Here is a 21,281-nt window from a genome sequence, read left to right on the forward strand (position 1 = left end):
TGTTGTCCCATTGAGCAAACATCTGTTCGCCCGCTTACTATGGCTGTGGCACATTCCTCCGGCAAGATGACCGGGGGCCTGCGAGGCCTTCCTAGTCCAGCGAGACGTCGCTTACAGGGACGGGTTGGGCGATCCGCTACTCAAGTGCCTGGCCGTTTGCCCCAAAGCCGGCATCAAAAATGGCAGCCCGAGGCCGAGAGCAGGACGGGCTGTGTGGAGCTCGATCTCCCCGAACTGAAGCCTGACCATGCATGAGCTCAACACAGCTGAGTGCAATCAAGGCATGGACCGTTTTGTGCGGAAAAAAGATGCAACTTTGTTGACACGACGTAGATAAGATGTTGCAGGTGCGGCAAGCAGACATGCAAGGACCGCGAGTTTGACGGGTTCACCGAAGTCCACACGGACGACACCGCATCCGCCCCGGACAGCACAGGGCGACAGAGCCTTTGGCCCAATTGTTTCCTCCCAGCATCTGGCTGAGGGCTCATCGCCGGGCCTTTCGGAACTGGAGTTCGGGGTGACGCAGGTCTTTCATGCCTTTTCGCGGTGGATGGTGCGCTGCATGACCGCAGCAGGTCAGCCGGGTTTGTCGGCTATGGAGATCCTGATCCTTCATTCTATCCGCCATCGCGATCGTCCGAAAACACTGGCCGATATTTGCCTCGTGCTCGATATCAACGACACGCATGTCGCCAGCTATGCCATCCGCAAGCTCGAAGCCGCAGGCCTGGTTCATGGCGGGCGGGCCGGCAAGGAAAAGACAGTGCGCATATCGGAAGACGGGATTGAGCTGTGCGGGCGTTATGCGCGTATTCGGGAGGAGCTTTTGGTGCGCGCCACCTCTGCTGGTCCTTCCCAGGAAGAGCTGTCGAACATGGCCAGCGTGCTGCGCCATTTGTCCGGGTGCTATGATCAGGCTGCGCGGGCGGCCGCCACAATATGAATACCGATTACGCAGCGCAGGCCAACACCAGTTCGCCAATCCTGAAAGTCAGTGGCCTTTCGGTGGACTTTGGGGCCAGCCGGGTCGTTGAGGATCTATCCTTCAGCGTACGTCCCGGCGAAACGCTCGCCATTGTCGGCGAGTCCGGTTCCGGCAAGTCGGTCACCTCGCTTTCGGTGATGCGTTTGGTCGAGTACGGCAATGGACGCATCGTGAGCGGCGAGATCCGCTTTGATGCCGGCAATGGCCCCCAGGACCTCGCCCAGGCCAGCGACGCCGATATGCGGCGCATTCGCGGCAATGACATCGCGATGATCTTCCAGGAGCCAATGACGTCGCTGAACCCCGTTTATACCGTGGGCAATCAGATCAGCGAAGTGTTGACGCTCCATCGCGGCCTCAGCCGGAGCGCGGCCCGCACGGAGGCCGTGCGCCTGCTGTCGCTGGTGCGCCTGGCCGACGCCGAAAGCATGCTGGACCGCTATCCCCACCAGCTGTCAGGGGGCATGCGGCAACGCGTCATGATCGCCATCGCCTTGGCCTGCCAACCCAAGGTGCTGATCGCCGACGAGCCCACCACGGCGCTCGACGTGACCATCCAGGCGCAGATTCTGGCCATTCTCGCCGATCTGCAGCGCGAACTTGGCATGGCCGTTGTTTTCATCACCCACGACATGGGCGTGGTCGCTGAGATCGCCGACCGGGTCGTGGTGATGTGGCGGGGCCGGAAGGTTGAAGAAGGTTTTGTCAGCGAAATTTTCGCCAACCCGCAGCACGCCTATACCAAGACGCTTCTTGCAGCGGTTCCCCGCCTGGGGGCAATGAAAGGCCGCGAACTGCCCCGGCGACTGGCCTTGACGGTGATGGACGGGGAAGTACCCCGAAGGATTGGTAAGGATCGCGACCACGATACGGCAGACCTTTCAGCCGCTCCTATAGCGGAAATCCGTGATCTCACCGTGCGCTTCAACGTAGGCAAGACCCTTTTGGGCCGCGTCACGCATCGGGTCCACGCCGTGGAACATGTCAGCCTCGACCTCCGGCCGGGCGAGACGCTTGCGCTGGTGGGAGAATCCGGCTCGGGCAAATCCACCATTGGTCGCACCCTGCAGGGCCTGCAGCCCGCTACATCGGGACAGATTTTCTATCAGGGCAGTTCCGTGGCCGACATGACCGGCGCCGATGCCATGCGCCTCAAGCGGGAAATCCAGTATATCTTTCAGGATCCCTTCGCTTCGCTCGATCCGCGCAAGAGCGTTGGCTTCTCCATCGCCGAGCCGATCCGGACCCATGGCCTGATTAAAGACGAGAAAGCGCTGCAGGCGCGCGTCGCCGAGCTTCTGGTCAAGGTCGATCTCGACCCGAGCGTCGCCAGCCGCTATCCCCACCAATTCTCGGGCGGCCAGCGTCAGCGTATTTCTATCGCGCGGGCACTCAGCTGCGATCCCAAGCTGATTATTGCCGATGAAGCGCTTTCAGCTCTCGACGTCTCCGTACAGGCCCAGGTTATCGAGCTGATGATGGCGCTCCAGGAAGAGCGTTCCCTAGCCTACCTGTTCATCAGCCATGACATGGCCGTGGTCGAGCGCATGGCACATCGGGTCGCGGTGCTTTACCTCGGCCAGGTGGTGGAAATCGGCACGCGCCGGCAAGTGTTCGAGAACGCTACGCACTCTTATACGCGCCGCCTTCTCGCCGCCGTGCCGCGCGCCGAACCGGGAAAGGATTGGGGACGGACCCTGATGGAAGGGGAGATTCCCAGCCCCGTGCGACCCGTCGGACAGGAACCAACAGCGCTGAGCTACCGCGAAGTCGCGCCCGGGCACCTGGTTGCGATTGAAGACTGATCGGCCCCAGATTCAACAGGAGAGAGAGCATGAAACTTTGGCACAAAGCCCTTAAGGGAGCGCTCTTGTCGAGCGTCCTGGCGCTCAGCGTGACCGGCGCTGCCTTGGGGCAAGGAGCGGGCACCCTCAACATCGCGACCCCTCAGGATCCCGGCAGCTGGGACCCGATCGACACGTTCCTCGTTAACTGGTCCGCCGTCGCCAACAATGTTTTCGATGGCCTCGTGGCACGCACGCCCGAGCTTGAGATCGTGCCGGCGCTCGCGACCGAATGGGAGATCAGCGAGGATGGGCTCACCTACACGTTCAAGCTGCGGGATGGCGTGAAATTCCACAATGGCGAGGCGTTCGACGCCGACGCCGTCAAGTTCACCTTTGATCGCCTCCTTGGCGAAGAAGGCGCCGTGGGGCCGCAGCAGTCCAACTACAATTCCATCGAGAACGTCGAAGTTGTCGACCCAATGACGGTGGTTTTGCATCTGTCGCAGCCCGACCCGGTCCTGCTCACCAAGTTGACCGGTTATGGCGCGATGATCGTGCCGCCCGACTATATCGCCGAAAAAGGCGATGAGGTCTTCAACACCCAGCCGGTCGGCACCGGGCCGTTCCGCATGGCCTCTTACGAGGCACGCAACCAGGTGACTCTGGAAGCTTTTCCCGAATTCTGGGGCGAAGCACCCAAGCTGCAAAGCGTGGTGTTCCGCTTCATCACCGAGCCCTCCACCGCTGTAGCCGAACTGCAGTCGGGCCGCATCGACATGGTGATTCCGCCTTCCGTTCCGGTCGGCTCCATCCCCACCATTGAACAGGCCCCCAATCTCAAGGTCGTTTCGGTCCCCGGCCCTACGGTATATTCCCTGCGCTTCAAGACCGATGAAGGCATTACCGCCGACGAGCGCGTGCGCCGCGCTCTCGTGATGGCTGTCGATCGCGACACCATTATCGAAGCGATCCTCGCGGGCCAGGCGACCCCAATCTCGTCGTTCCAGTCGGCTCAGACCTTTGGTAACGACCCCGATCTGGAGCCTATCCCGTTTGATCCCGAGGGCGCTAAGGCGCTGCTAGCCGAGGCGGGTGTCGAACCCGGCGCCACCGTCCAGATCGACGTGCGCGGCAACGACGCCACCTTCAACGAAGTCGCTCAGGCCGTGGCTGCCTACCTGTCCGCTGTTGGCATCACGGCAACCATCCAGCCCTATGAAACCAATGTCTTGCTCAACGACATCATTCCCGCCGGTCGCACTGGCGCTATGTGGCAGCAGTCCTGGGGTGCATGGACGTTCGACTACGACAACACCGCCTATCTGATGTACCACGAAGGCGAAAAGTGGAACCCGTATGGCAACGACCCCGAGTTGGACGCACTGCTGGAATCGCAGCGCAGCATGACCAATGTCGCCGAACGCGAGACCGTGCTGAAGCAGATCGCGAAATATGTTGCCGACCAAGCGCTGGAAATGCCGCTCTACAACGTCAACCAGATCTACGCGGTCAGTGACCGGGTCGGCAATTTTGTTGCCCCGCCCGATAGCCGCTTGCGCCTGACCGACGTCACCGTCGAATAGTCCGAGACTTTTTAAACTCGCCGCTCCGCGAGGCGGGGCGGCTCATGCACTTCCGGGGTGAAGCGATGGCAGGTTTCCTTATCAAGCGGTTGTTGCAGGCAGCCTTCGTCGTCTTCGCCGTCACGCTGATCGTCGCCTTTGCCATTCGGCTCACCGGCGACCCTGCCCTGATGCTGAGCCAAGGGGTCGGCAGTATCACTGAAGCCGATCTGCAGCGCATTCGGGTGGGCCTGGGCATCGATCGGCCCTTCCTGGTGCAGTATTTCGATTTCGTGGGCGGCATTTTCACCGGCGATCTCGGCCGCTCTTTCATGGGCGGCACACCCGTCAGTCAACTCATTGGCCGGGCGTTGCCCGCAACCTTGTCCCTGGCACTCACCTCCCTCGTCGTTTCCATCCTGGTCTCGATCCCGCTGGGGGTGGCTTCAGCAACCCATCGTGGCAAATGGCCCGACCAGCTCATTCGCGTGTTGTCGCTGGTTGGGCTGTCCTTTCCCAATTTCTGGCTTGCGATCATGCTGGTGTTGCTGTTGTCGATCACCTTCCAATGGCTGCCGCCAAGCGGCCTCGAAGGTTGGCAGAGCTTCATCATGCCAGCGCTCACCATGGCCATCATCCTGACGGCAACCAATGTGCGCCTGGTGCGCACCTCCATGCTGGAGATCTTGCAGCAGCAATATGTGTTGGTCGCGCGGGCTAAGGGGCTCTCCGAACGCGCCGTCCTCTACAAGCACGCCTTACGAAACTGCGCTATTCCCCTGATCACCTATCTGGGCCTGCAATTCGGTGGCCTTCTGGGCGGCATCGTCGTGGTGGAGCGCGTGTTCAACTGGCCGGGCATGGGCACGCTTGCCTTTGATGCGGTGTCTGCGCGCGACTACCCGGTACTGCAAGGCGTGATCGTGGTGCTTTCGCTGATGATCGTGCTGGTCAACCTTCTGGTCGACATCGCTTATGGCCTGGTCGATCCGCGCATTTGGACGGAGTAGAACCGTGAGCGAAATTGCCATCAAGCCGCATCCGCTTTCCGCCTTTCGCTCGGTCGAACTACTGGTGGGCCTCCTTATCGTCGGCAGCATCGCGCTGGCTGTTATCTTCGCTCCCCTGCTGTTTCCCGATGGCGGCACGGGCGTGAACCTGATGGCGCGTCTCACGCCGCCCTTCACGAACGCGGCCCATCTCTTTGGCACCGACCCTCTTGGTCGTGACGTTCTGGCCCGCGTGGTTTGGGGGGGCCGCATATCCCTCCTTGTGGGCATGGTTTCGGTTGCCGGCGCGGTTGTCATCGGCGTCGTCATGGGCCTTGTTGCCGGCTATTACCGCGGCATCTGGGATATCCTCGTCATGCGCTTTGCCGACATCCAGCTAGCGCTGCCCTTTATTCTGCTCGCCATCACCTTCATGGCCATCATTGGCGGTGGGCTGACCAACATCATCATCCTCATGATCGTCTCCCAATGGGTGCAATATGCACGCATCGTGCGCGGCCAGGTGCTGACGCTGCGCGAGCGTGAGTTCGTGCTGTCGGCTCGCTCCTTTGGCGTGTCGGGGTTCAACCTTATCCGTCATCACCTGCTGCCCAACCTGCTGGGGCCGGTGATCGTGCTGATGACGCTCAACATCGCCAACAACATCCTGTTGGAATCGAGCCTGACCTTCCTGGGCCTTGGTGTTGATCCCTCAACGCCGTCCTGGGGCGGCATGCTGGCCGACGGCCGCACTTACCTGCAGACCGCATGGTGGGTGAGCGTCTTTCCCGGCCTTGCCATCTTCCTGACCGTGCTCGGCCTGAACCTCCTGGGTGACTGGCTGCGCGACCGTCTCGATCCTACTGGAAGAACCAGCCGATGAGCTTCCCACTTCGCCGGACCTTTCCCTCCACCATCGAGGAGATCACCGTCCGCTTCGCCGATGCCACTGACGTCGAGGCATGGCTCTTCGCCGACGAAGGCTCGCGCCGCGCGGCGGAACTCAAGCTCGCCGCAAAAGGTATTCGGGCCCGGTTTCGCTCTGCCTACAAGCCACTGGTCCACGCCTTTCTGGAAGAGATCGACCTAGCTGGCGTTGCCGCAGTGGAAATAGCCTATCCTGTTCACTCCCAAGGGGAGCCTGGGCGATTCCTGCTCGAAGCTTACCCGCTCGCCGGTCTTTTGGCCGTGCCGGTCCGCTTCACCCCCCGAGCTGACGCCGACCTTCACTATGACGTCGTTCTCCTGCACGAGGATGGCAGTTCGGCAAGCCTGGCGGTGCAAGCGCCAAACCGTGTCCATGTGGATCACACGGGAGCGCAGGTGCTTTCTCCCACAGGTTGGGTGCGGGTGGAGCGCGCGGGTGTAACGGTAGCTGACGAGCGGATTGAAACCGACTTTGAGGCGCTGTTTGCAACAGCGATCAAAGCAATTGTTGATTATGAGTGGGGCCCTACTGAGCCATTCTTTGACGAGCTACGCATTGCCGTGACATTGCCGATTGCCGACCGGCCCCTGCCGCTCGGCGAGGAGGTGATCAGCCTGACCGAAGCACTGCATGAGGATCTTTACTTCTCAGGTCTCGAGATTTTTCATAGCAAGTCCGGTCGGCCGTCAGGCGATCGTGGCCTGCAGCCCGGCCGCATTGTCCCGGTGGTCAGCTATGGGCTTGGGCCAGCGCGCCTCGATATCTCCTTGCGCCATCATAGCCACGCCCTGCCCTCGGCTCCCCGCCAGCCCCTCGAGACCGCGCAGGCCCCCATTGCCTTTGATGATGTTGATGAGGGACTTGAAGCGGTCGGCGGCGAGGTTTTTACCGGCACCTCCTACTGCGGGCGCACTGTATCGGGGCGCTATCACCTCGGGTCAGATGCCCCTGTTCTTGTTTCCGGCGGCCAACATCCCAATGAGCCAACCGGCGTGGTCGGCGCCTTGCGGGCGGCTCAACGCCTTGCCGGCCGCAAGAATGCCCACTTCAGCGTCGTGCCGCTCGAGAACCCCGATGGTTATGCCCTCGCCCGTGAACTTTACGAGGTCGAGCCGCGCCACATGCATCACGCCGCCCGCTACACGGCGCTCGGCGACGACCTAGAATACCGGCAGGCCGGCCCACTCTATGAACGCGACGTCCGCGAGCAGATGCTGGCGCTTTGCAGCCCTGCCCTGCATGTCAACCTTCATGGCTACCCCGCTCACGAGTGGACGCGGCCGCTGACCGGATATGTGCCACGCAATTTTGCCCTGTGGACCGTGCCAAAAGGCTTCTTTCTGGTCCTGCGGCACCAGCCCGGCTATCGCGCCCAAGCCGAACGTCTAGCGCGCGAGGTAGCCCAAAGACTCACTGGGGTTCCTGGCCTCGCCGAACTTAACGCGAGACAGATCGAGCTTTATCGGGCCCATGCCGGGGCACTAACCTTCGACATTTACTCCGGCTTTCCGGTGAACATCACTGAATTCCCTGACCTGAAAGTGCCGGTGACGCTCATCACGGAATACCCCGATGAAACCATCTACGGAGACGCTTTCCAGCTGGGCCATGAAGCCCAGACCCAGACCGTTCTAGCCGCCTATGATGTTTGGCAGGAGATCGCAAACGACCGGCGGCAATAACGGCCGCCTCCAATCGCAGCCGAAGTAAACCTTCGCCTCGCTGAGGGGCAGAGGCTTACATAAACATGCTGGAGTGCTGATTTTCCAGATCGGGTAGATCGTCCAGTATGCTCCCCAAGTGCTCGGCCATGGCCGTCTGGGCCCGCTGCACATCATGGGCGTCGATGGCCTCCATGATCGCCTGATGCTCGCGCACCCGGCGTTGCATGTCGGCTTCCCGCTGCAAGGTTAAATTGCAGACCCGATCCATATGCGTTTTCATGTCCGCGATGGCTCTCCAAGCCATGCCGACGCCAGCCCCAGTGGCCACGGCAATATGGAACGCCTCATCATGCTCGCGAAAGGCGGCGTGATCGAGCCGGCTGGATGCCTCCTCCTGCTTCACCAGCAGATTGGCGATGCGCTTGCGTTGCCAAGGGTCGAAGGACTGCGCCGCCCGAGCCACGACAGCAACTTCCAAGGACTGCCGCACGAACAGCGCTTCGGTCATTTCCTGAGCTGAGATGCGAGCAACCACGGTGCCTCGATGGGGCCTTATCTCGATCAGCCGCGAATTAGCCAACCGGATCAGCGCCTCGCGGACAGGCTGTCGTGACACGCCCAAGCGGGTGGCGATCTCCTGCTCGGAGAGGCGGGAGCCAGGCAGCAACTCCAACTCGATGATAGCGCGGCGAAGGTCTTTCTCGATGGTCACGGCAGCGCTCTCGCCGCTCTCGGCCATCTGGATATCCAAGGTCATCGTACAAGTCTCATCCCGATTGACAGCTCACATGCCCCCGCCATACGGTACCATACAATTCCATACAGGGCGCAATGAACGTCCGGCACATCTGAGGAGAGGCGGGTTCCACCCGCAATGGCGATGAACATCCAGTCCCGCTTTCAGCCCAACTTTGTATCGCCAAACCTTAGTGATCCGCGACTGGCGAGTAAACGTAGCTATCGTATGGTGATCGATGGCGTGCCTTGCGATGCTCAGTCGGGCAGGGTTTTTGAGCGGGACAGCCCAGGCCACCGGGGCAAAGTTGTAGGCGTGTGGCCCGCGGGTGGCCCAGCAGACGCTGCTTTGGCTATCAGCGCTGCCCGTCGGGCTTTCGACGATGGTCCCTGGCCGCGCATGAGCGGAGCGGAGCGCTCAACCATCTTGCACCGCGTGGCCGCAGGGATCTTGGCTGATCTAGACGAGTTGGCGCTGATCGAATGCCTCGAAACGGGCAAGCCGCTGAGCCAGGCGCGTGGGGAGATCGGATACTGCGCTGATTTGTGGACCTATGCGGCTGGTCAATGCCGCGGCCTTGAGGGGGACACCCACAATTCAATCGGCGAAAACCGACTGGGACTCGTGCTGCGCGAACCTGCTGGGGTGGTTGGCATTATTACCCCGTGGAATTTTCCATTCATTATCGTGTCCGAGCGCGTTCCGTGGGCGCTGGGTGCGGGCTGCACCGTTGTCGTGAAGCCCAGCGAATTCACCTCTGGCACCACAATTCGTTTGGCCGAGATTGCCCTCCAAGCTGGGCTGCCCCCCGGTGTGTTCAACGTCATAACCGGATACGGCCCCGAAGTCGGACAGGTCCTGGCGGAAGATCCGCGAGTGGACGTTCTGGCCTTTACTGGATCGGTTCGGGTCGGCACCGCCTTGGCGAGCATTGCCGCTGGTGGTGTCAAGCGAGTGGGCCTGGAACTGGGTGGCAAGGGACCGCAGATCGTCTTTGCCGATGCGGACCTTGAGGCTGCGGCCGACGGAATCGCCTATGGCGTCTACCACAATGCCGGCCAATGCTGCATTTCCGGCAGCCGCCTTATCGTTGCCAATGCCATCCGCCCGGCGCTGCTGGAGCGCCTACTCGACATTTCACGGCGCCTGCCCTTTGGCGATCCCCTTGGCGCAACCACACGATTTGGCGCCATGGTTTCTCAGCAGCATACCGAGAAAGTTTCAAGCTATGTGGCGGCCGGTGTGGCCGAAGGGGCCGAATTGCTGCTCGGCGGCGACATGGTCGATGCCAAGTCGGGCAATTTCTTTGCCCCGACCGTGTTCGACCGGGTGCGCCCAGACATGCGCATTGCCCAAGAGGAGATCTTTGGACCCGTTCTGGCAACCATAGGTTTTGACACGCCCGAGGAAGCCGTTGCCCTTGCTAATGGGACCCCTTTTGGGCTGTCGGCCAGCGTCTGGTCGCGCGACCTTGAGACCGCGATTCAGACCACGCGCAAGCTGCGGGCGGGCCGCTGCTGGATCAACTCCGTTATCGACGGAACACCCGAACTGCCGATCGGTGGCTACAAAAAGAGCGGCACTGGCCGGGAACTCGGCCGCTATGGCTTTGACGAATATTCCCAGTTCAAGGGTCTGCATATGACCCTTGGACGCGGGCAACCGTGGTTCGAGCACTGAGGAGCGCTGCACGACCGAAAACTAGCGGCGGGCTCCGGATCGGAACACGCCCCTCGACCCGGACCTGAGGAGGACCCGGGGCAATTCAAAGGGAGGACTAATCCATGAAACTGACCAAGTTTAAGTGCGCCTTGCTGGGAGGCTGCGCCCTGTTCGCCAGCCTAGGAGGAGCAATGGCGCAGGATCAGGAGCCGGTTAAGGCGACCATGATCATCTATCTCGATCCGAGCGTGCAGTTTTTCAATCCCGTGGTCAAAGGCGCGCAAGACGCCGCAGCCGCGTTCAATGTTGATCTGGACGTGCAATATGCCAACAACGACCCAGTGCGCCAGAATGATCTGATCGAAACGGCCGCGGCCACGGGCGTGGATGGGATCGCCGTGTCCATCTCCAGTTCGGATGCATTCGACGACAGCATTTGCGCGGCAGTCGAAGCCGGCATCGTGGTGATCGGTTTTAATAATGACGACCTGGAAGGCGGCGATGGCAATTGCCGGCAGGCCTATGTTGGCATGGATGAGTTCGCCTCCGGCTACGAACTGGGCAACCGGATGATCGAGGAATTTGGTCTCAAGGAAGGGGACACGGTCTTCAACCCACGCGAAATTCCCGAGGCAAGCTTCGCCGTGGCGCGCGGCGGCGGCATCGAAAAGGCTATGGGGGAACACGGTATCACTGTTGAAACAGTGCGTGCCGGCCTGGACCCCGCAGAAGCTCAGAACATCATGGCACAGGCACTGATCGCCAATCCAAACATCAAGGCGGTGTTCGGCACTGGTTCGGTCACCTCCACTGTTGGGGCTGGCGCCATTCGCGACGCTGGGGTGGACGTACCGTTTGGCGGCTTTGATCTGGCGATCGAAATTGCAGACGCGGTGGAAACGGGCGCGATGTTCGCCACCATGGACCAGCAACCCTATCTCCAGGGCTACTACCCGATCGCCCAGATCGCCATGGCCAAGCGCTACGGTTTGACCCCGACAGATGTCGACACCGGACAGGGCGCGTTCCTGGACCAAGGCCGCATTGGCGCCGTCAAGCCACTGATCGGTACCTATCGCTAACGGGATCTGCCCCGGCCCACATGGCCGGGGCTTCCCTTCAGAACTGGATATCACCGTGACCGAACTTTCCCCTGCTCGCGCCCTTGCGCCGAGGCGGACGGCAGCGACGTGGCTGCACGATTTGCTGTCGATGCCTGCAGGTGCGATTCTGCTGGTGTTTGTTGTTGTGCAACTCGCCTGCATCATCGCCGGACTTTTGTTGCCTGACACCTTCCGCTACCTGTCGCCGCAGAACATGGGCATCATGATGCGCTCGGTCCCCGTACTGGGTTGCCTGGCGCTTGGCGCCGGTGTGCTGATGATCGCCGGGGAGTTCGATCTGTCCATCGGTTCGGTCTACACGTTGACCGCCGTGGTCATGGCGGTGCTGGTGGGCCATGGCGTGGACGCCTTTCTTGCCGCCCCTGTCGGCCTGCTGGTCGGTGCTGCGATCGGGTTGGGCAATGGAGCGCTGACGCTGCGCTTCAATCTGCCATCCTTTATTGTTACCCTTGGTGGCTTGTTGTTCTGGCGGGGCGCGGTGCTGCTGATCAACGGCGCCGTGCAGGTGCGCTTTGATCCCAATCCGGTGTTCCAGGCCATGTTTGGCGGCACAGCACTCGGCATCAACGCCGCATTTATCTGGTTTGTCGGGCTCTGCCTGGTGTTCTGGGCCATGCTGCACCGGCACCGTTTCGGCAATCATGTGTTCGCGACAGGCGGCAATCGCTCGGCAGCAACAGCGATCGGCGTCAACACCGCCCGGGTCAAGCTGATGGCCTTCGCCCTTGCCGGCTTCATGGCCGCTTTTGCCGGTATCCTCGCGACCACCCGCGTTGGTAGCGTGCAACCGGGACAGGGAGCCGGGCTGGAGCTGCAGGCGATCGCCGCTTGCGTCATCGGTGGGCTATCCCTACGCGGTGGACGCGGCTCGATCCTGGGCGTGTTCCTCGGGGTGATGCTGATCTTCACCATTACCGACGTGCTGCTGCTGATGCGCGCGCCTGGTTTTTATCTCGACATGTTCATCGCCACGCTGATCGTGGTGGCCTCGATCTTCAACCATGGGCTCGATCGCCGGGGAGCTTCCATATGAGCCTGTTGGCCCTGCACAATATCAACAAGTCCTTTGGACCCCTCAAGGCGCTGACCGATCTCAGCTTTGAAGTCGGGCATAGTGAGGTTGTGGGCCTGCTTGGCGATAACGGCGCGGGCAAGTCGACCACGGTCAACATGATCTCGGGCATCCACCAGCCGAGTTCGGGCTATATCTCGGTGGAGGGGCAGCGGCACGACTTTACCTGCCGGCGCGACTCCGCCGAGGCGGGCATTGAAACCATTTACCAGAACACCGCTCTGGTGGATTGCCTGTCCATCTCACGCAACATCTTTCTGGGACGTGAACTCACTGACCGCTTTGGGTTTCTTGACCTCAAACGCATGCGCGAGATTGCCATGCAAGTGCTTGAAAGCGCCGTGCATATTTCGGGTATCTACAGTCCGGACAAGCTGGTGGGCGATCTCTCGGGCGGGCAGAAACAAGCGGTCGCAATTGCTCGCGCCGTGTTCTTCAAACGGCGGGTCCTTCTCCTCGATGAGCCCACCTCGGCGCTTTCCGTGCGTGAAACCGAAGCCCTCCTGCATCAGGTGCTTGAGCTCAAGGCAGAAGGGGTCTCGAGCGTGCTCGTGACCCACAACCTCTACCACGCCTATCAGGTCTGTGACCGCTTCGTGATCATGAGCCACGGCACCAAGGTTTGTGACGTGGCCAAGGCCGACACCACCATCGAGGAACTGACGCAGCATGTGGTGCTGACATGAGTATTCCGCTGCCTGCCGGTTTCATCGAAAAAGACTGGAACCACTGCCTGCTCCCTCAGCGCCAGACCACTTTGCCGCAATTCCGCCTGCGAGATGAACGGGTTCTGAACGACAGATGACTGGGGTCTTGTTAAACGCGGTAACGAGGCGCGGGGGAGCCGGTCTGACTGGCGGCGAACAGTGCCTGGGAGGTTGCGGCGTATCGGTGCCAGAGCTCGATGTCCGCCACTGACGGCAAGGTGACATCTTCGCCGCTATCCAGACCGGCCATAGCCGCGTCGACCATCGTATCTGCGCTCATGATCAGTTCTGCCGGGATTTGGTCGAGCGGCATGATCGAGCCATCGTAAATCTCGGTGGCGACACCGGCGGGCAGCACTGCCTGCACCTGGATGGGTGTGTCCTTGAGCTCCTGCTGCAGTCCGCTCGTGAACAGCAAGACGAAAGCCTTGGTTCCGGCATAGATGGAGGAGAGGGGCAAAGCCTGGAATGCCAGGACCGAGCTGATATTGATGATTGTCCCGCGGTTGCGGGCAATGAAGCCAGGCAGGGCGGCGTGAGTGAGACGCGTGAGCGCGGACACGTTCAGCGACAACATGGTGCTGATCCCCTCGGACGACAGCTCGGCCGTGCCCCCGATGTGGGTCAGGCCTGCATTGTTGACCAGCATGTCTATAGACGTATCGGACGCCAGAACTTCGGCCACCCGTGTGATGCCGTCGTCGGTGGCGAGGTCGGCAACCAGTGGTCGTGCGCTGATGCCGTAGCTGCTGATGAGTTCGGCGGCCAACTGCTCGAGCCGTTCGGCGCGGCGCGCGACAAGGATGAGGTCGTGCCCACGGGCTGCTAATCGGCGCGCATAGGCAGCTCCGATGCCGGAGGACGCTCCGGTAACAAGAGCAGTGCTGGAAAGGGACATGATTGATCTCCAAGGTTGATGCCGAGGAGATAGACCCGAATTGGCTTCTGCATTAGGCTGATAAATCTGATAGGGTTCATTGGCTGGACCGATAGATGAGACGCCAAGACTTGAGCGACCTCCTTGCCTTCCAGGCTGTCGCCGAAGAGCAGAGCTTTACGCGGGGCGCCAAGCGCCTTGGCTTGTCGCAAGCGACGCTCAGTCAAACGATCAGCAAGCTTGAGCAACGCCTTGGCTTCAGGCTTTTGGCGCGCACAACGCGCAGCGTTCGGGCCACCGAGGCGGGACAGCGCTTGCTCGACACGCTTAGACCGGCACTCGCCGAGCTTGAAGCAGAGATCGAGGCGCTCGCGGGGTTAAGCGATACGCCATCTGGCACCATCCGCCTGACCACCATCCGCTTTCCCGCCAAGTCCCTGGTCCTGCCAGCCCTCGAGGCGTTCCGGATGGCTTATCCCCGGGTGAAGGTGGAGATATTCGCCGACGACGCCTTTGCCGATATCGTCGCCGGCGGTTTTGATGCCGGGATCCGGTTTGGCCACCAGGTTGAACAGGACATGGTGGCGGTGCCGATCGGGCCGGACGCCCGCGCTGCGGTCGTAGCGACACCGGACTATTTCGCCCGTTATCGGGTTCCCAAGGACCCCTGGGATCTCGCCCGCCACGATTGCATCAACTTCCGCATGGCGAGCGCTGGCAACATCGCCAGGTGGCACTTCTCGCAAGGCGGGCGCCCCCTCGACGTCACGGTGGACGGCACCCTGGTGGTCAACGACGGGGACACTCTGGAGGCAGCCGCTTTGGCCGGATACGGGCTGGCTTATGTTTTCGAGGATCAAGTGGCCGATCATCTCAGCAGCGGGCGGCTCGTGCGGTGTCTCGAGGATTGGTGCCCGCCTTCGCCGGGCTACCATCTTTACTATCCATCGCGGCGGCAACGGACCCCCGCACTGGTCGCCCTGGTCGACATGCTGCGTTACCGCCCCTGAGTGGATGGAAAAGAGGACAATACCCCCGGCCAGCACGGGCAAGCTCGAGGGCATTTCGATCAACCCCCAGCACAGTGGGCTTTCGCATCTGGCGGGCCGCACGGTTAATAATTGGCGGGTCAGCAGGCCCGCCAATCCCCGGGGTGTAACAGCCCGATCACACAGCCATGACAGCTTCGGCAGCCCTGGGGTAATCGACATATCCAGCGGCTCCGCCGCCATAATACGTTTCGCGATCACTCGGGCTCAGGCTTGCCCCGGTAGCGAAGCGTTCGACCAGGTCCGGGTTCGAGATAAACGGAGCGCCAAAGGCAATGGCATCGGCAAAGCCATTGTTGATCAAAGCATTGCCGGTTTCGAAGCTATAGCCGCCATTGGCGATCAGCGGGCCGGAGTAAAGGGGCCGGAAATGCTTGGCAATATCGGCTCCAAGAGCTTCCACCGGCGTGCCTGCCAGATTGCTGATCGGGTTCATGAGGTGCAAGTAGGCCAGATTGCGCTCTGACAACTGGCTAACCAGATGCTCAAAGGTCTTCAGGGTTTCGGCTCCCGCAACGAACTTGCCGACGCCAGTCAAGCCTGGGCTGAGCTTGATGCCAACCCGACCAGGAGCCCAGGCATCGGCCAGGGCGTCGATAATTTCCAGCGGGAGCCGCGCCCGGTTTTCGACCGAGCCGCCATAGTCATCCGTTCTGAAATTGACGGTTTCGTAGAGGAAGGCCGGGATCAGAAAGGTGCTGATGCCATGCAGTTCAACTCCATCGAAACCGGCAATCTGCGCCAAACGAGCGGATTTGGCGAAGTCGTCCACCGTGCGGGCGATATCGCTGAGGTCCATGGCTCTGGGCGTTACGGTTTCCTGAAAGCCGGCATTGGTAAACGTCTGCACACCAGGGTTCACCGCCGATGGGGCAAGTGGCAGTGCGCCGTCCAGCATATCAGGGTGCGACGAAGGGCCGGTATGACCGAGCTGGACGAAAATCCGCCCGCCCGCTTCATGAACGGCATCGGTGACGCGACGCCAGCCTTCGGCCTGCTGCTGCGTGTAAAGTCCGGGCACATTTATGAAGCCCACCCCATCGCGGCTGGGCCAGGTCCCCTCGGTCAAAATGAGGCCCGCCGACGCGCGCTGGGCGTAGTACTGGGCTTGAAGCGCATTGGGGACCAGTTCAGGATTGTTGGTCCGCGCACGGGTCATTGGCGCCATCACGATGCGGTTGGGGAGTTCGAGATCGCCCAAACGGATTGGGCGCAAAAGGACAGGGTTTGACTCGGTCATGTTCGCTCATGGGGCAAGGCGAAGCGCCAACCGCGGATCGGGCTTCTGGAGGAGGACGATGCCCGTCGACATCATTGCCCAACCTAGCTATGACCTTGCGCACCCAGAGACAAGTACCGACCTTTTAGTAAGTATCAGCGGGCGGAGGAAGAGATGACCCAAACCAAGTTCAGATGCGGCCTGGAAGCGGTGCTGGAAATTCTGGGCGGCAAGTGGAAGCCGCTTATCCTGTTCCATCTAGCCAGTGGCGCGAAGCGCACAGGACAGTTGCGCGGCCTTGTCACCAATGTGAGCGAGAAGATGCTGATCCAGCATCTCAAGGAGCTGACCAATGACGGCATTATTCGCCGCATTGATTTCCGGACGGTCCCCCCGCATGTCGAATACGAATTGACCGAGTTTGGCCAGAGCTTGGCTCGTGTTCTGGCGCCGCTGTGCGAATGGGGAACACAGCATGACGGTGAAATCTCGGTTATCGTACAAAAGCGGACACTTGCGGCAGACGCGGCATAGTCGGTGGGTGTTCTGGCGATGACCGCCCTGGCACCTATCCAGCGCAAGACCGATGGCCGAATGGAGGTCGGCTGCCGACCGGCCACTTCGGGGTGGGAAGGGGCCGGAGCTGCTGGTGTTCAAGTGTTTCCCTTCGCACCAGTTTGGTGGCGTTCTGGCTTGTGATGGAACGCGATCGCGGCACAAGCCTTAGCTGCATAGTTGCATCAAATGCCGTGGGCTCATGCTTTTCGACTCTGAACGTGCCTTGGAAGAGTTTATCCGGGATCCATCCTTTCCCTGCGTTGGCGCCAAGTCCGCCTTGGGAAAAGACCAGTTGACCACTTATGTGGCTCGCAGCCTCGACAGCGCCTGGAACGATGTCGAGATCCAGGACCAGCTCATGCGGTTCGCCTGGCGCTATCAAGAACATCCCACGCTGTTTACGAGCTTTGCGGTGATCTTCGAGGGCCCCGATGACCTGGATGAAGCGCGGTTCGAGCGGCACATGTGGGAGCGCATCCAGTCGCTGACCGCAAAGGACAGCTGGCGCGGACAAACATCGGACCCACGCGTCAGTGCAGACCCCGATGATCCGCATTTCTCGCTGAGTTTCGGCGGCCAGGGGTTCTTTGTGGTGGGCCTGCATCCCGGGGCCAGCCGCCCGGCCCGCCGCTTTGCTTATCCGGCCATGATCTTCAACCTGCATGATCAGTTCGAAGCCTTGCGCGCGCAGAACCGCTACGAGAAGCTGCGCGGCTCGATCCTGGAGCGTGATCTGGAACTTGCGGGCAGCATCAACCCAATGCTGGCTCGCCACGGCACCGTTTCCGAAGCCAGGCAATATAGCGGCCGCAAAGTGCCCGATGGCTGGAGCTGTCCTTATCATCGCGAGGAAATTCCAGCCGCGGCCGACCCTTTGGGCGAAATGGAGCATTCCTGATGGACCTTGGCATCAACGAAATTGCGCCACGCTCAGGTACGGCCTTCGAGCTCAGCGCGGGGCAGATCCTGACCGTTATCGATCCGCTGGGGGGCCAGGTCGCGGACCTGTTGGCGATTTCCCGGGCCGATACTGCCGAGATGATCTCCTCGGGCCGCACCCTGGATTATGCCGAGAGCATCTATCTCACCACCGGCAATATGCTGTATTCGAACCGTTCCAACGTGATGCTCGACATCATCGAGGACACGGTCGGCCGGCACGATTTCCTGCTGACCCCGTGCAGCGAAGCAACCTTTCGCCTGTGTTACGACAATGAGCCACCCCACCAGGGCTGCCATGGCAATCTGCACCACGCGTTGATGCCCTATGGCATCGCCGAAGACGCTATTCCCGTGGCCTTTAATTGCTTCATGAACGTGCCGGTGGATGGGGTAACGGGCAAATTCAACGTGCTGCCCCCACTGAGCAAAGCGGGAGACTTCATCCGCTTCCAGGCCCGGATGGACCTCATCATCGGGCTCACAGCATGCTCGGCGCCGGCCAGCAATGGCGGCAGCTTCAAGCCAATTCATTATTCCATCGGCTGATCGTTGGATTTTTTGCCGGTGCCAGGGCCGGCTCAAGCAACGCCGGCAGCCCGGAGGTAGTCGAGGAGGTCCTCGGGAAACACCTGCTCGCTTGTTGTGGCAAGCTCCTTGTGGCTCCACCAGCGATGCTCCGCCATCACTTCGCGCTCGAGATCGGTCCAACCTTGCCGCGAGATGTCCTGGCTCGGCGCCCGAACCAGGAAATATCGCTCATCGGCTTCGACCATCTGACCCGAGGCCAGGGGGAATGTGGTTCTGCGCTGGCCCACCTCCTGCCCTACCTCCAGGATCAGGCCAGTTTCTTCATCGAGTTCGCGCCGGGCGGCCTGTTCGAAGCTCTCGCCCTCGTCCACTGCGCCGCCCGGCGTCGCCCAAAAAGTTCGCCCGGCCAGCGCGCCCGAACGGTGCACGAAGCGAAACAACAGCAGGCAACCGCTGGGATCGACAACCAGGAGCCGCGCTGAAGGGCGCTGAACGAGATCAGGTTTCATGCAAGCCGCCCCCCTGTCGTCAATGCTGTGCTAAAACGAGCCCAGTCCCAACGGAAGCGATTTCCGAACGGGACCAGTGTCGGTAGGGTTGCCTTGCGAGATACACGTCCCCTTTTTGCCCGCCCTAGTCGTGCAGTTTCGAAGTGATGGCTAAAGCACAACCTGCCGACAACAAACCTTATTACCAGATCGTTCGGGAGGCACTTCACGCCAATATCCGGACGGGCAAGTTACCCGCTGGGACCCGGCTGCTGGTTTCGGCAGTGGCCGACCGGTTGGGCGTGAGCCGCCCGCCCGTAAAGCGGGCCTTGGACCTGTTGGCGGCTGAAGGGGTGATCACCCCGCTGAGTTCGCAAGGCTATGTGGTCGGCGCCGGGGGTGCTGGAGAAAGCACGACGCGCACCAATCTGCACGGCCTGGCACTGGACCTACCAGCCGAACTTGGGAGCAATCTGGGGCAAGCCAGTTGGGAGCGCATCTTTGCGGCCGTCGAGACCGACATCATGAACTGCATTCCCTTCGGCACTTTCCAGATTTCGGAGGCCGGGATCGGGGATTATTTCGATGTCAGCCGCACCGTGGTACGCGACGTGCTTTCGCGCCTCGATGCGCGAGGGCTGATAGACAAGGACCGCAGTTCCCACTGGATTGCCGGCCCGTTCAGCGCCCGCATGCTCGATGATGCCCATGAAGTGCGCCGGCTGCTGGAGCCCGGAGCAATTGCCGCCGCGCAGCCGCACCTGGATAGCGGCATGCTGAGCAAAGCGCGTGCCGATATCGCAGCGGTGCTGGAGGGATCAGTGCCCCTCACCCAGGCCGTGCTCGGCAAGCTCGAAGCGGACCTGCATGTGGAAGCGCTGCGGGCCGGCCGAAACAAGCAACTGGCGCGGGCGGTGCAGCTGTCGCAGCTTTCGCTCGTTATCAATCGCCTGTTCGAGACCTATATCGGGCTGCACGAGGAAACCAATCTTTTGCGCGAGCATGCGCTGGTGTTTGATCATCTGCTGCTTGGCGACGGCGCTGGGGCAGCGATGGCGCTGCGTCACCATCTCGATGCGGACCATGCGCGAGCCCGGGCCCGGCTTAAAGTGCTTTCGGTGTTTGATGCCGCCGCGATCGCGCCCTATCTCACCCGCATTCACTAAAGAGTTCCTGCGTGCCCCAACGACCCAAGCTCCGCATCATCGCCCGCAGCGAAGTTCTCCCCCGCGCTGTGCTGGAACAAGCGGCGAGCGATCTGCCGTTCGACCTGGAATTCGAGCTGATCGACAGCGTCAAGGGTTTGCAGCGGGTGGTGACTACCCCTGAGAGCTTCGATGTGTACCACCAGTGGCATACGGTTGATCTGATCTGGACGGCCCGCGCCATTCAGGCCATTGACCTTAAGCGCATACGCAATGGTCAGCTGATCAAGAGCCAGGCGGTGGCGCGCCGCAGCGACGCCCGCGCTTTGGGGTCGGTATTCAACCAGCTCTTTGTGCAGCCATCGGGCGCTATCGGCCCTGCCCCCACCGACCAGATCGTGATGTTGCCGCTGCAGCATGGCGTCGATTCCTTTGCCTTTTTGCCGGCCGCCCTCAAGGAATGGCCAGAGGGCACGCCCCATAGCTGGGGCTGGATGCTCGACAAGCGTCTGCATGGCCGGGTCGCGATCATGAGCGAACCCGTGCTGGGCATGATCGAGGCAGCCCTTGCCGTGGAGGCTTCCGAGGGGATGAGCTTTGCCGATGTCGGCAATCTCTCCATCGAGGAGATCGACATCGTCGCGGACATCCTGCTGCGCAAAAAGAAACTGGGTCACTTCAAGACTATCTGGAACAACCACTACGAGGCGGCCCGGTCCATGCACCGCGGGGCCGTGCTGCAATCGATGTTCTCACCGGCCCTTGCCACCCTGCGCAGCCAGGGCGTGCCGGTGGTTTCCGCCGTGCCGCAGGAGGGCTTTCGCGGCTGGCATGTGGATCTGTGCATTTCGGCAGCCGCGCAAGGCGAGCAGCTGGAAGCGGCCTATGCCTATCTCAACTGGTGGATGAACGGCAAAGGCGGCGCCATCACCACCCGCCAGGGCTATTACTTCGTACTGCCCGATCTGGTGCGGCCCCATCTGAGCGGGCCGGAATGGGATTACTGGTATGCCGGCAAGCCGGCCGAGACCGTGCTGACCAATCCGGCGGGAGAGCCTAGCATCGCACCCGGCGACCTCCGGGAAGGCGGCTCGTATCTTGAACGCATGGCGCGGGTGCGGGTGTGGAACGCCTTTATGGACGAGCACACCTATCTGGTGCGCCGCTGGCGGGAGTTTCTGGAGGCATAAAAAAGAGGCAACAGCCGGCCTGGTGCCGAACTGCCGCCTCAGATTCCGAGGCCGGCACGAATGCTG

20 protein-coding genes are annotated in these 21,281 nt (G+C 61.3%); 16 read left to right on the plus strand and 4 right to left on the minus strand.

From position 1 onward, the window contains the following. The first annotated feature begins 457 nt into the window (after positions 1 to 457). The 6 genes from ELX51_RS15770 to ELX51_RS15795 all read left to right on the plus strand — a co-directional run bounded on the left by ELX51_RS15770 (position 458) and on the right by ELX51_RS15795 (position 7,936). Positions 458 to 946 (plus strand): winged helix DNA-binding protein, encoded by a 489-nt coding sequence (locus tag ELX51_RS15770; RefSeq protein WP_248305361.1) that lies wholly within the window; start codon positions 458 to 460, stop codon positions 944 to 946. Continuing rightward, positions 943 to 2,793, plus strand: coding sequence for an ABC transporter ATP-binding protein (locus tag ELX51_RS15775; RefSeq protein ID WP_127754415.1), 1,851 nt, complete (start codon positions 943 to 945; stop codon positions 2,791 to 2,793). Before ELX51_RS15770 ends, ELX51_RS15775 begins: the two co-directional genes overlap by 4 nt. A gap of 29 nt (positions 2,794 to 2,822) precedes the next feature. Continuing rightward, positions 2,823 to 4,358, plus strand: coding sequence for an ABC transporter substrate-binding protein (locus ELX51_RS15780; RefSeq protein WP_127754416.1), 1,536 nt, complete (start codon positions 2,823 to 2,825; stop codon positions 4,356 to 4,358). A gap of 65 nt (positions 4,359 to 4,423) precedes the next feature. Beyond that, complete coding sequence (locus ELX51_RS15785) at positions 4,424 to 5,347, plus strand: ABC transporter permease (RefSeq protein WP_127754417.1); 924 nt, start codon at positions 4,424 to 4,426, stop codon at positions 5,345 to 5,347. A 13-nt stretch (positions 5,348 to 5,360) separates the two neighbouring features. After that, positions 5,361 to 6,209 (plus strand): ABC transporter permease, encoded by an 849-nt coding sequence (locus ELX51_RS15790; protein ID WP_248305362.1) that lies wholly within the window; start codon positions 5,361 to 5,363, stop codon positions 6,207 to 6,209. Continuing rightward, entirely contained in the window at positions 6,206 to 7,936 is a 1,731-nt protein-coding gene (locus ELX51_RS15795) for a peptidase M14 (RefSeq protein WP_127754419.1), read from the plus strand. The genes ELX51_RS15790 and ELX51_RS15795 overlap by 4 nt, the downstream gene beginning before the upstream one ends. A gap of 55 nt (positions 7,937 to 7,991) precedes the next feature. Here ELX51_RS15795 and ELX51_RS15800 read toward each other — a convergent pair whose 3' ends face one another. Continuing rightward, complete coding sequence (locus ELX51_RS15800) at positions 7,992 to 8,675, minus strand: GntR family transcriptional regulator (protein WP_127754420.1); 684 nt, start codon at positions 8,673 to 8,675, stop codon at positions 7,992 to 7,994. Between the two features lie 207 nt (positions 8,676 to 8,882). On the opposite strand from ELX51_RS15800, the gene ELX51_RS15805 reads away from it, so the two are divergent. The 4 genes from ELX51_RS15805 (at position 8,883) to ELX51_RS15820 (ending at position 13,198) form a co-directional block, all read left to right on the plus strand. Continuing rightward, positions 8,883 to 10,334: an aldehyde dehydrogenase family protein gene (locus ELX51_RS15805; protein WP_127754421.1), complete on the plus strand. Its 1,452-nt coding sequence runs from the start codon at positions 8,883 to 8,885 to the stop codon at positions 10,332 to 10,334. A gap of 104 nt (positions 10,335 to 10,438) precedes the next feature. After that, a complete protein-coding gene (locus ELX51_RS15810; RefSeq protein WP_127754422.1) occupies positions 10,439 to 11,398 on the plus strand; it encodes a substrate-binding domain-containing protein in 960 nt (319 codons plus the stop codon). Between the two features lie 124 nt (positions 11,399 to 11,522). Continuing rightward, on the plus strand, positions 11,523 to 12,473 hold the full coding sequence (locus ELX51_RS15815) for an ABC transporter permease (protein ID WP_127755330.1): 951 nt from the start codon (positions 11,523 to 11,525) through the stop codon (positions 12,471 to 12,473). Next, positions 12,470 to 13,198, plus strand: a complete 729-nt coding sequence (locus ELX51_RS15820; RefSeq protein ID WP_127754423.1) for an ATP-binding cassette domain-containing protein — start codon at positions 12,470 to 12,472, stop codon at positions 13,196 to 13,198. Before ELX51_RS15815 ends, ELX51_RS15820 begins: the two co-directional genes overlap by 4 nt. A 130-nt stretch (positions 13,199 to 13,328) precedes the next feature. Here ELX51_RS15820 and ELX51_RS15825 read toward each other — a convergent pair whose 3' ends face one another. Next, a complete protein-coding gene (locus ELX51_RS15825; RefSeq protein WP_127754424.1) occupies positions 13,329 to 14,117 on the minus strand; it encodes an SDR family oxidoreductase in 789 nt (262 codons plus the stop codon). Positions 14,118 to 14,212: 95 nt separating this feature from the next. Here ELX51_RS15825 and ELX51_RS15830 point away from each other — a divergent pair, with 95 nt between their 5' ends. Continuing rightward, entirely contained in the window at positions 14,213 to 15,106 is an 894-nt protein-coding gene (locus ELX51_RS15830; RefSeq protein WP_127754425.1) for a LysR family transcriptional regulator, read from the plus strand. 157 nt (positions 15,107 to 15,263) lie between these two features. On the opposite strand, the gene ELX51_RS15835 is transcribed toward ELX51_RS15830, so the two are convergent. Next, positions 15,264 to 16,385, minus strand: a complete 1,122-nt coding sequence (locus ELX51_RS15835; RefSeq protein WP_127754426.1) for an alkene reductase — start codon at positions 16,383 to 16,385, stop codon at positions 15,264 to 15,266. Positions 16,386 to 16,538: 153 nt separating this feature from the next. Between ELX51_RS15835 and ELX51_RS15840 the strand changes: the two genes are divergently transcribed. The 3 genes from ELX51_RS15840 to ELX51_RS15850 all read left to right on the plus strand — a co-directional run bounded on the left by ELX51_RS15840 (position 16,539) and on the right by ELX51_RS15850 (position 18,410). After that, positions 16,539 to 16,898, plus strand: a complete 360-nt coding sequence (locus ELX51_RS15840) for a helix-turn-helix domain-containing protein (protein WP_127754427.1) — start codon at positions 16,539 to 16,541, stop codon at positions 16,896 to 16,898. A 223-nt stretch (positions 16,899 to 17,121) separates the two neighbouring features. Further along, on the plus strand, positions 17,122 to 17,820 hold the full coding sequence (gene gntA, locus ELX51_RS15845; RefSeq protein ID WP_127754428.1) for a guanitoxin biosynthesis heme-dependent pre-guanitoxin N-hydroxylase GntA: 699 nt from the start codon (positions 17,122 to 17,124) through the stop codon (positions 17,818 to 17,820). After that, on the plus strand, positions 17,820 to 18,410 hold the full coding sequence (locus ELX51_RS15850; RefSeq protein WP_127754429.1) for an urea carboxylase-associated family protein: 591 nt from the start codon (positions 17,820 to 17,822) through the stop codon (positions 18,408 to 18,410). The genes gntA and ELX51_RS15850 overlap by 1 nt, the downstream gene beginning before the upstream one ends. A 32-nt stretch (positions 18,411 to 18,442) precedes the next feature. On the opposite strand, the gene ELX51_RS15855 is transcribed toward ELX51_RS15850, so the two are convergent. After that, complete coding sequence (locus tag ELX51_RS15855) at positions 18,443 to 18,901, minus strand: NUDIX domain-containing protein (protein ID WP_127754430.1); 459 nt, start codon at positions 18,899 to 18,901, stop codon at positions 18,443 to 18,445. A 146-nt stretch (positions 18,902 to 19,047) separates the two neighbouring features. Between ELX51_RS15855 and ELX51_RS15860 the strand changes: the two genes are divergently transcribed. Continuing rightward, positions 19,048 to 20,046, plus strand: a complete 999-nt coding sequence (locus ELX51_RS15860) for a GntR family transcriptional regulator (RefSeq protein ID WP_127754431.1) — start codon at positions 19,048 to 19,050, stop codon at positions 20,044 to 20,046. An 11-nt stretch (positions 20,047 to 20,057) separates the two neighbouring features. Continuing rightward, on the plus strand, positions 20,058 to 21,215 hold the full coding sequence (locus ELX51_RS15865; protein WP_127754432.1) for a signal peptide prediction: 1,158 nt from the start codon (positions 20,058 to 20,060) through the stop codon (positions 21,213 to 21,215). The last annotated feature ends 66 nt before the right edge of the window (positions 21,216 to 21,281 follow it).

Origin of the sequence: Devosia sp. 1566 (assembly GCF_004005995.1) — a bacterium.
In the GTDB taxonomy this organism is placed as follows: Bacteria; Pseudomonadota; Alphaproteobacteria; order Rhizobiales; family Devosiaceae; genus Devosia.

Excerpts from the sequence above, each read along its gene's own strand:
- ELX51_RS15860 (WP_127754431.1), top strand. The coding sequence starts at position 19,048 with ATGGCTAAAGCACAACCTGCCGACAACAAACCTTATTACCAGATCGTT.
- ELX51_RS15850 (WP_127754429.1), top strand. The coding sequence starts at position 17,820 with ATGGACCTTGGCATCAACGAAATTGCGCCACGCTCAGGTACGGCCTTC.
- ELX51_RS15805 (WP_127754421.1), top strand. The coding sequence starts at position 8,883 with ATGGTGATCGATGGCGTGCCTTGCGATGCTCAGTCGGGCAGGGTTTTT.
- ELX51_RS15795 (WP_127754419.1), top strand. The coding sequence starts at position 6,206 with ATGAGCTTCCCACTTCGCCGGACCTTTCCCTCCACCATCGAGGAGATC.
- gntA (WP_127754428.1), top strand. The coding sequence starts at position 17,122 with ATGCTTTTCGACTCTGAACGTGCCTTGGAAGAGTTTATCCGGGATCCA.
- ELX51_RS15785 (WP_127754417.1), top strand. The coding sequence starts at position 4,424 with ATGGCAGGTTTCCTTATCAAGCGGTTGTTGCAGGCAGCCTTCGTCGTC.
- ELX51_RS15830 (WP_127754425.1), top strand. The coding sequence starts at position 14,213 with ATGAGACGCCAAGACTTGAGCGACCTCCTTGCCTTCCAGGCTGTCGCC.
- ELX51_RS15800 (WP_127754420.1), bottom strand. The coding sequence starts at position 8,675 with ATGACCTTGGATATCCAGATGGCCGAGAGCGGCGAGAGCGCTGCCGTG.
- ELX51_RS15855 (WP_127754430.1), bottom strand. The coding sequence starts at position 18,901 with ATGAAACCTGATCTCGTTCAGCGCCCTTCAGCGCGGCTCCTGGTTGTC.
- ELX51_RS15810 (WP_127754422.1), top strand. The coding sequence starts at position 10,439 with ATGAAACTGACCAAGTTTAAGTGCGCCTTGCTGGGAGGCTGCGCCCTG.
- ELX51_RS15840 (WP_127754427.1), top strand. The coding sequence starts at position 16,539 with ATGACCCAAACCAAGTTCAGATGCGGCCTGGAAGCGGTGCTGGAAATT.
- ELX51_RS15825 (WP_127754424.1), bottom strand. The coding sequence starts at position 14,117 with ATGTCCCTTTCCAGCACTGCTCTTGTTACCGGAGCGTCCTCCGGCATC.
- ELX51_RS15780 (WP_127754416.1), top strand. The coding sequence starts at position 2,823 with ATGAAACTTTGGCACAAAGCCCTTAAGGGAGCGCTCTTGTCGAGCGTC.
- ELX51_RS15775 (WP_127754415.1), top strand. The coding sequence starts at position 943 with ATGAATACCGATTACGCAGCGCAGGCCAACACCAGTTCGCCAATCCTG.
- ELX51_RS15820 (WP_127754423.1), top strand. The coding sequence starts at position 12,470 with ATGAGCCTGTTGGCCCTGCACAATATCAACAAGTCCTTTGGACCCCTC.
- ELX51_RS15835 (WP_127754426.1), bottom strand. The coding sequence starts at position 16,385 with ATGACCGAGTCAAACCCTGTCCTTTTGCGCCCAATCCGTTTGGGCGAT.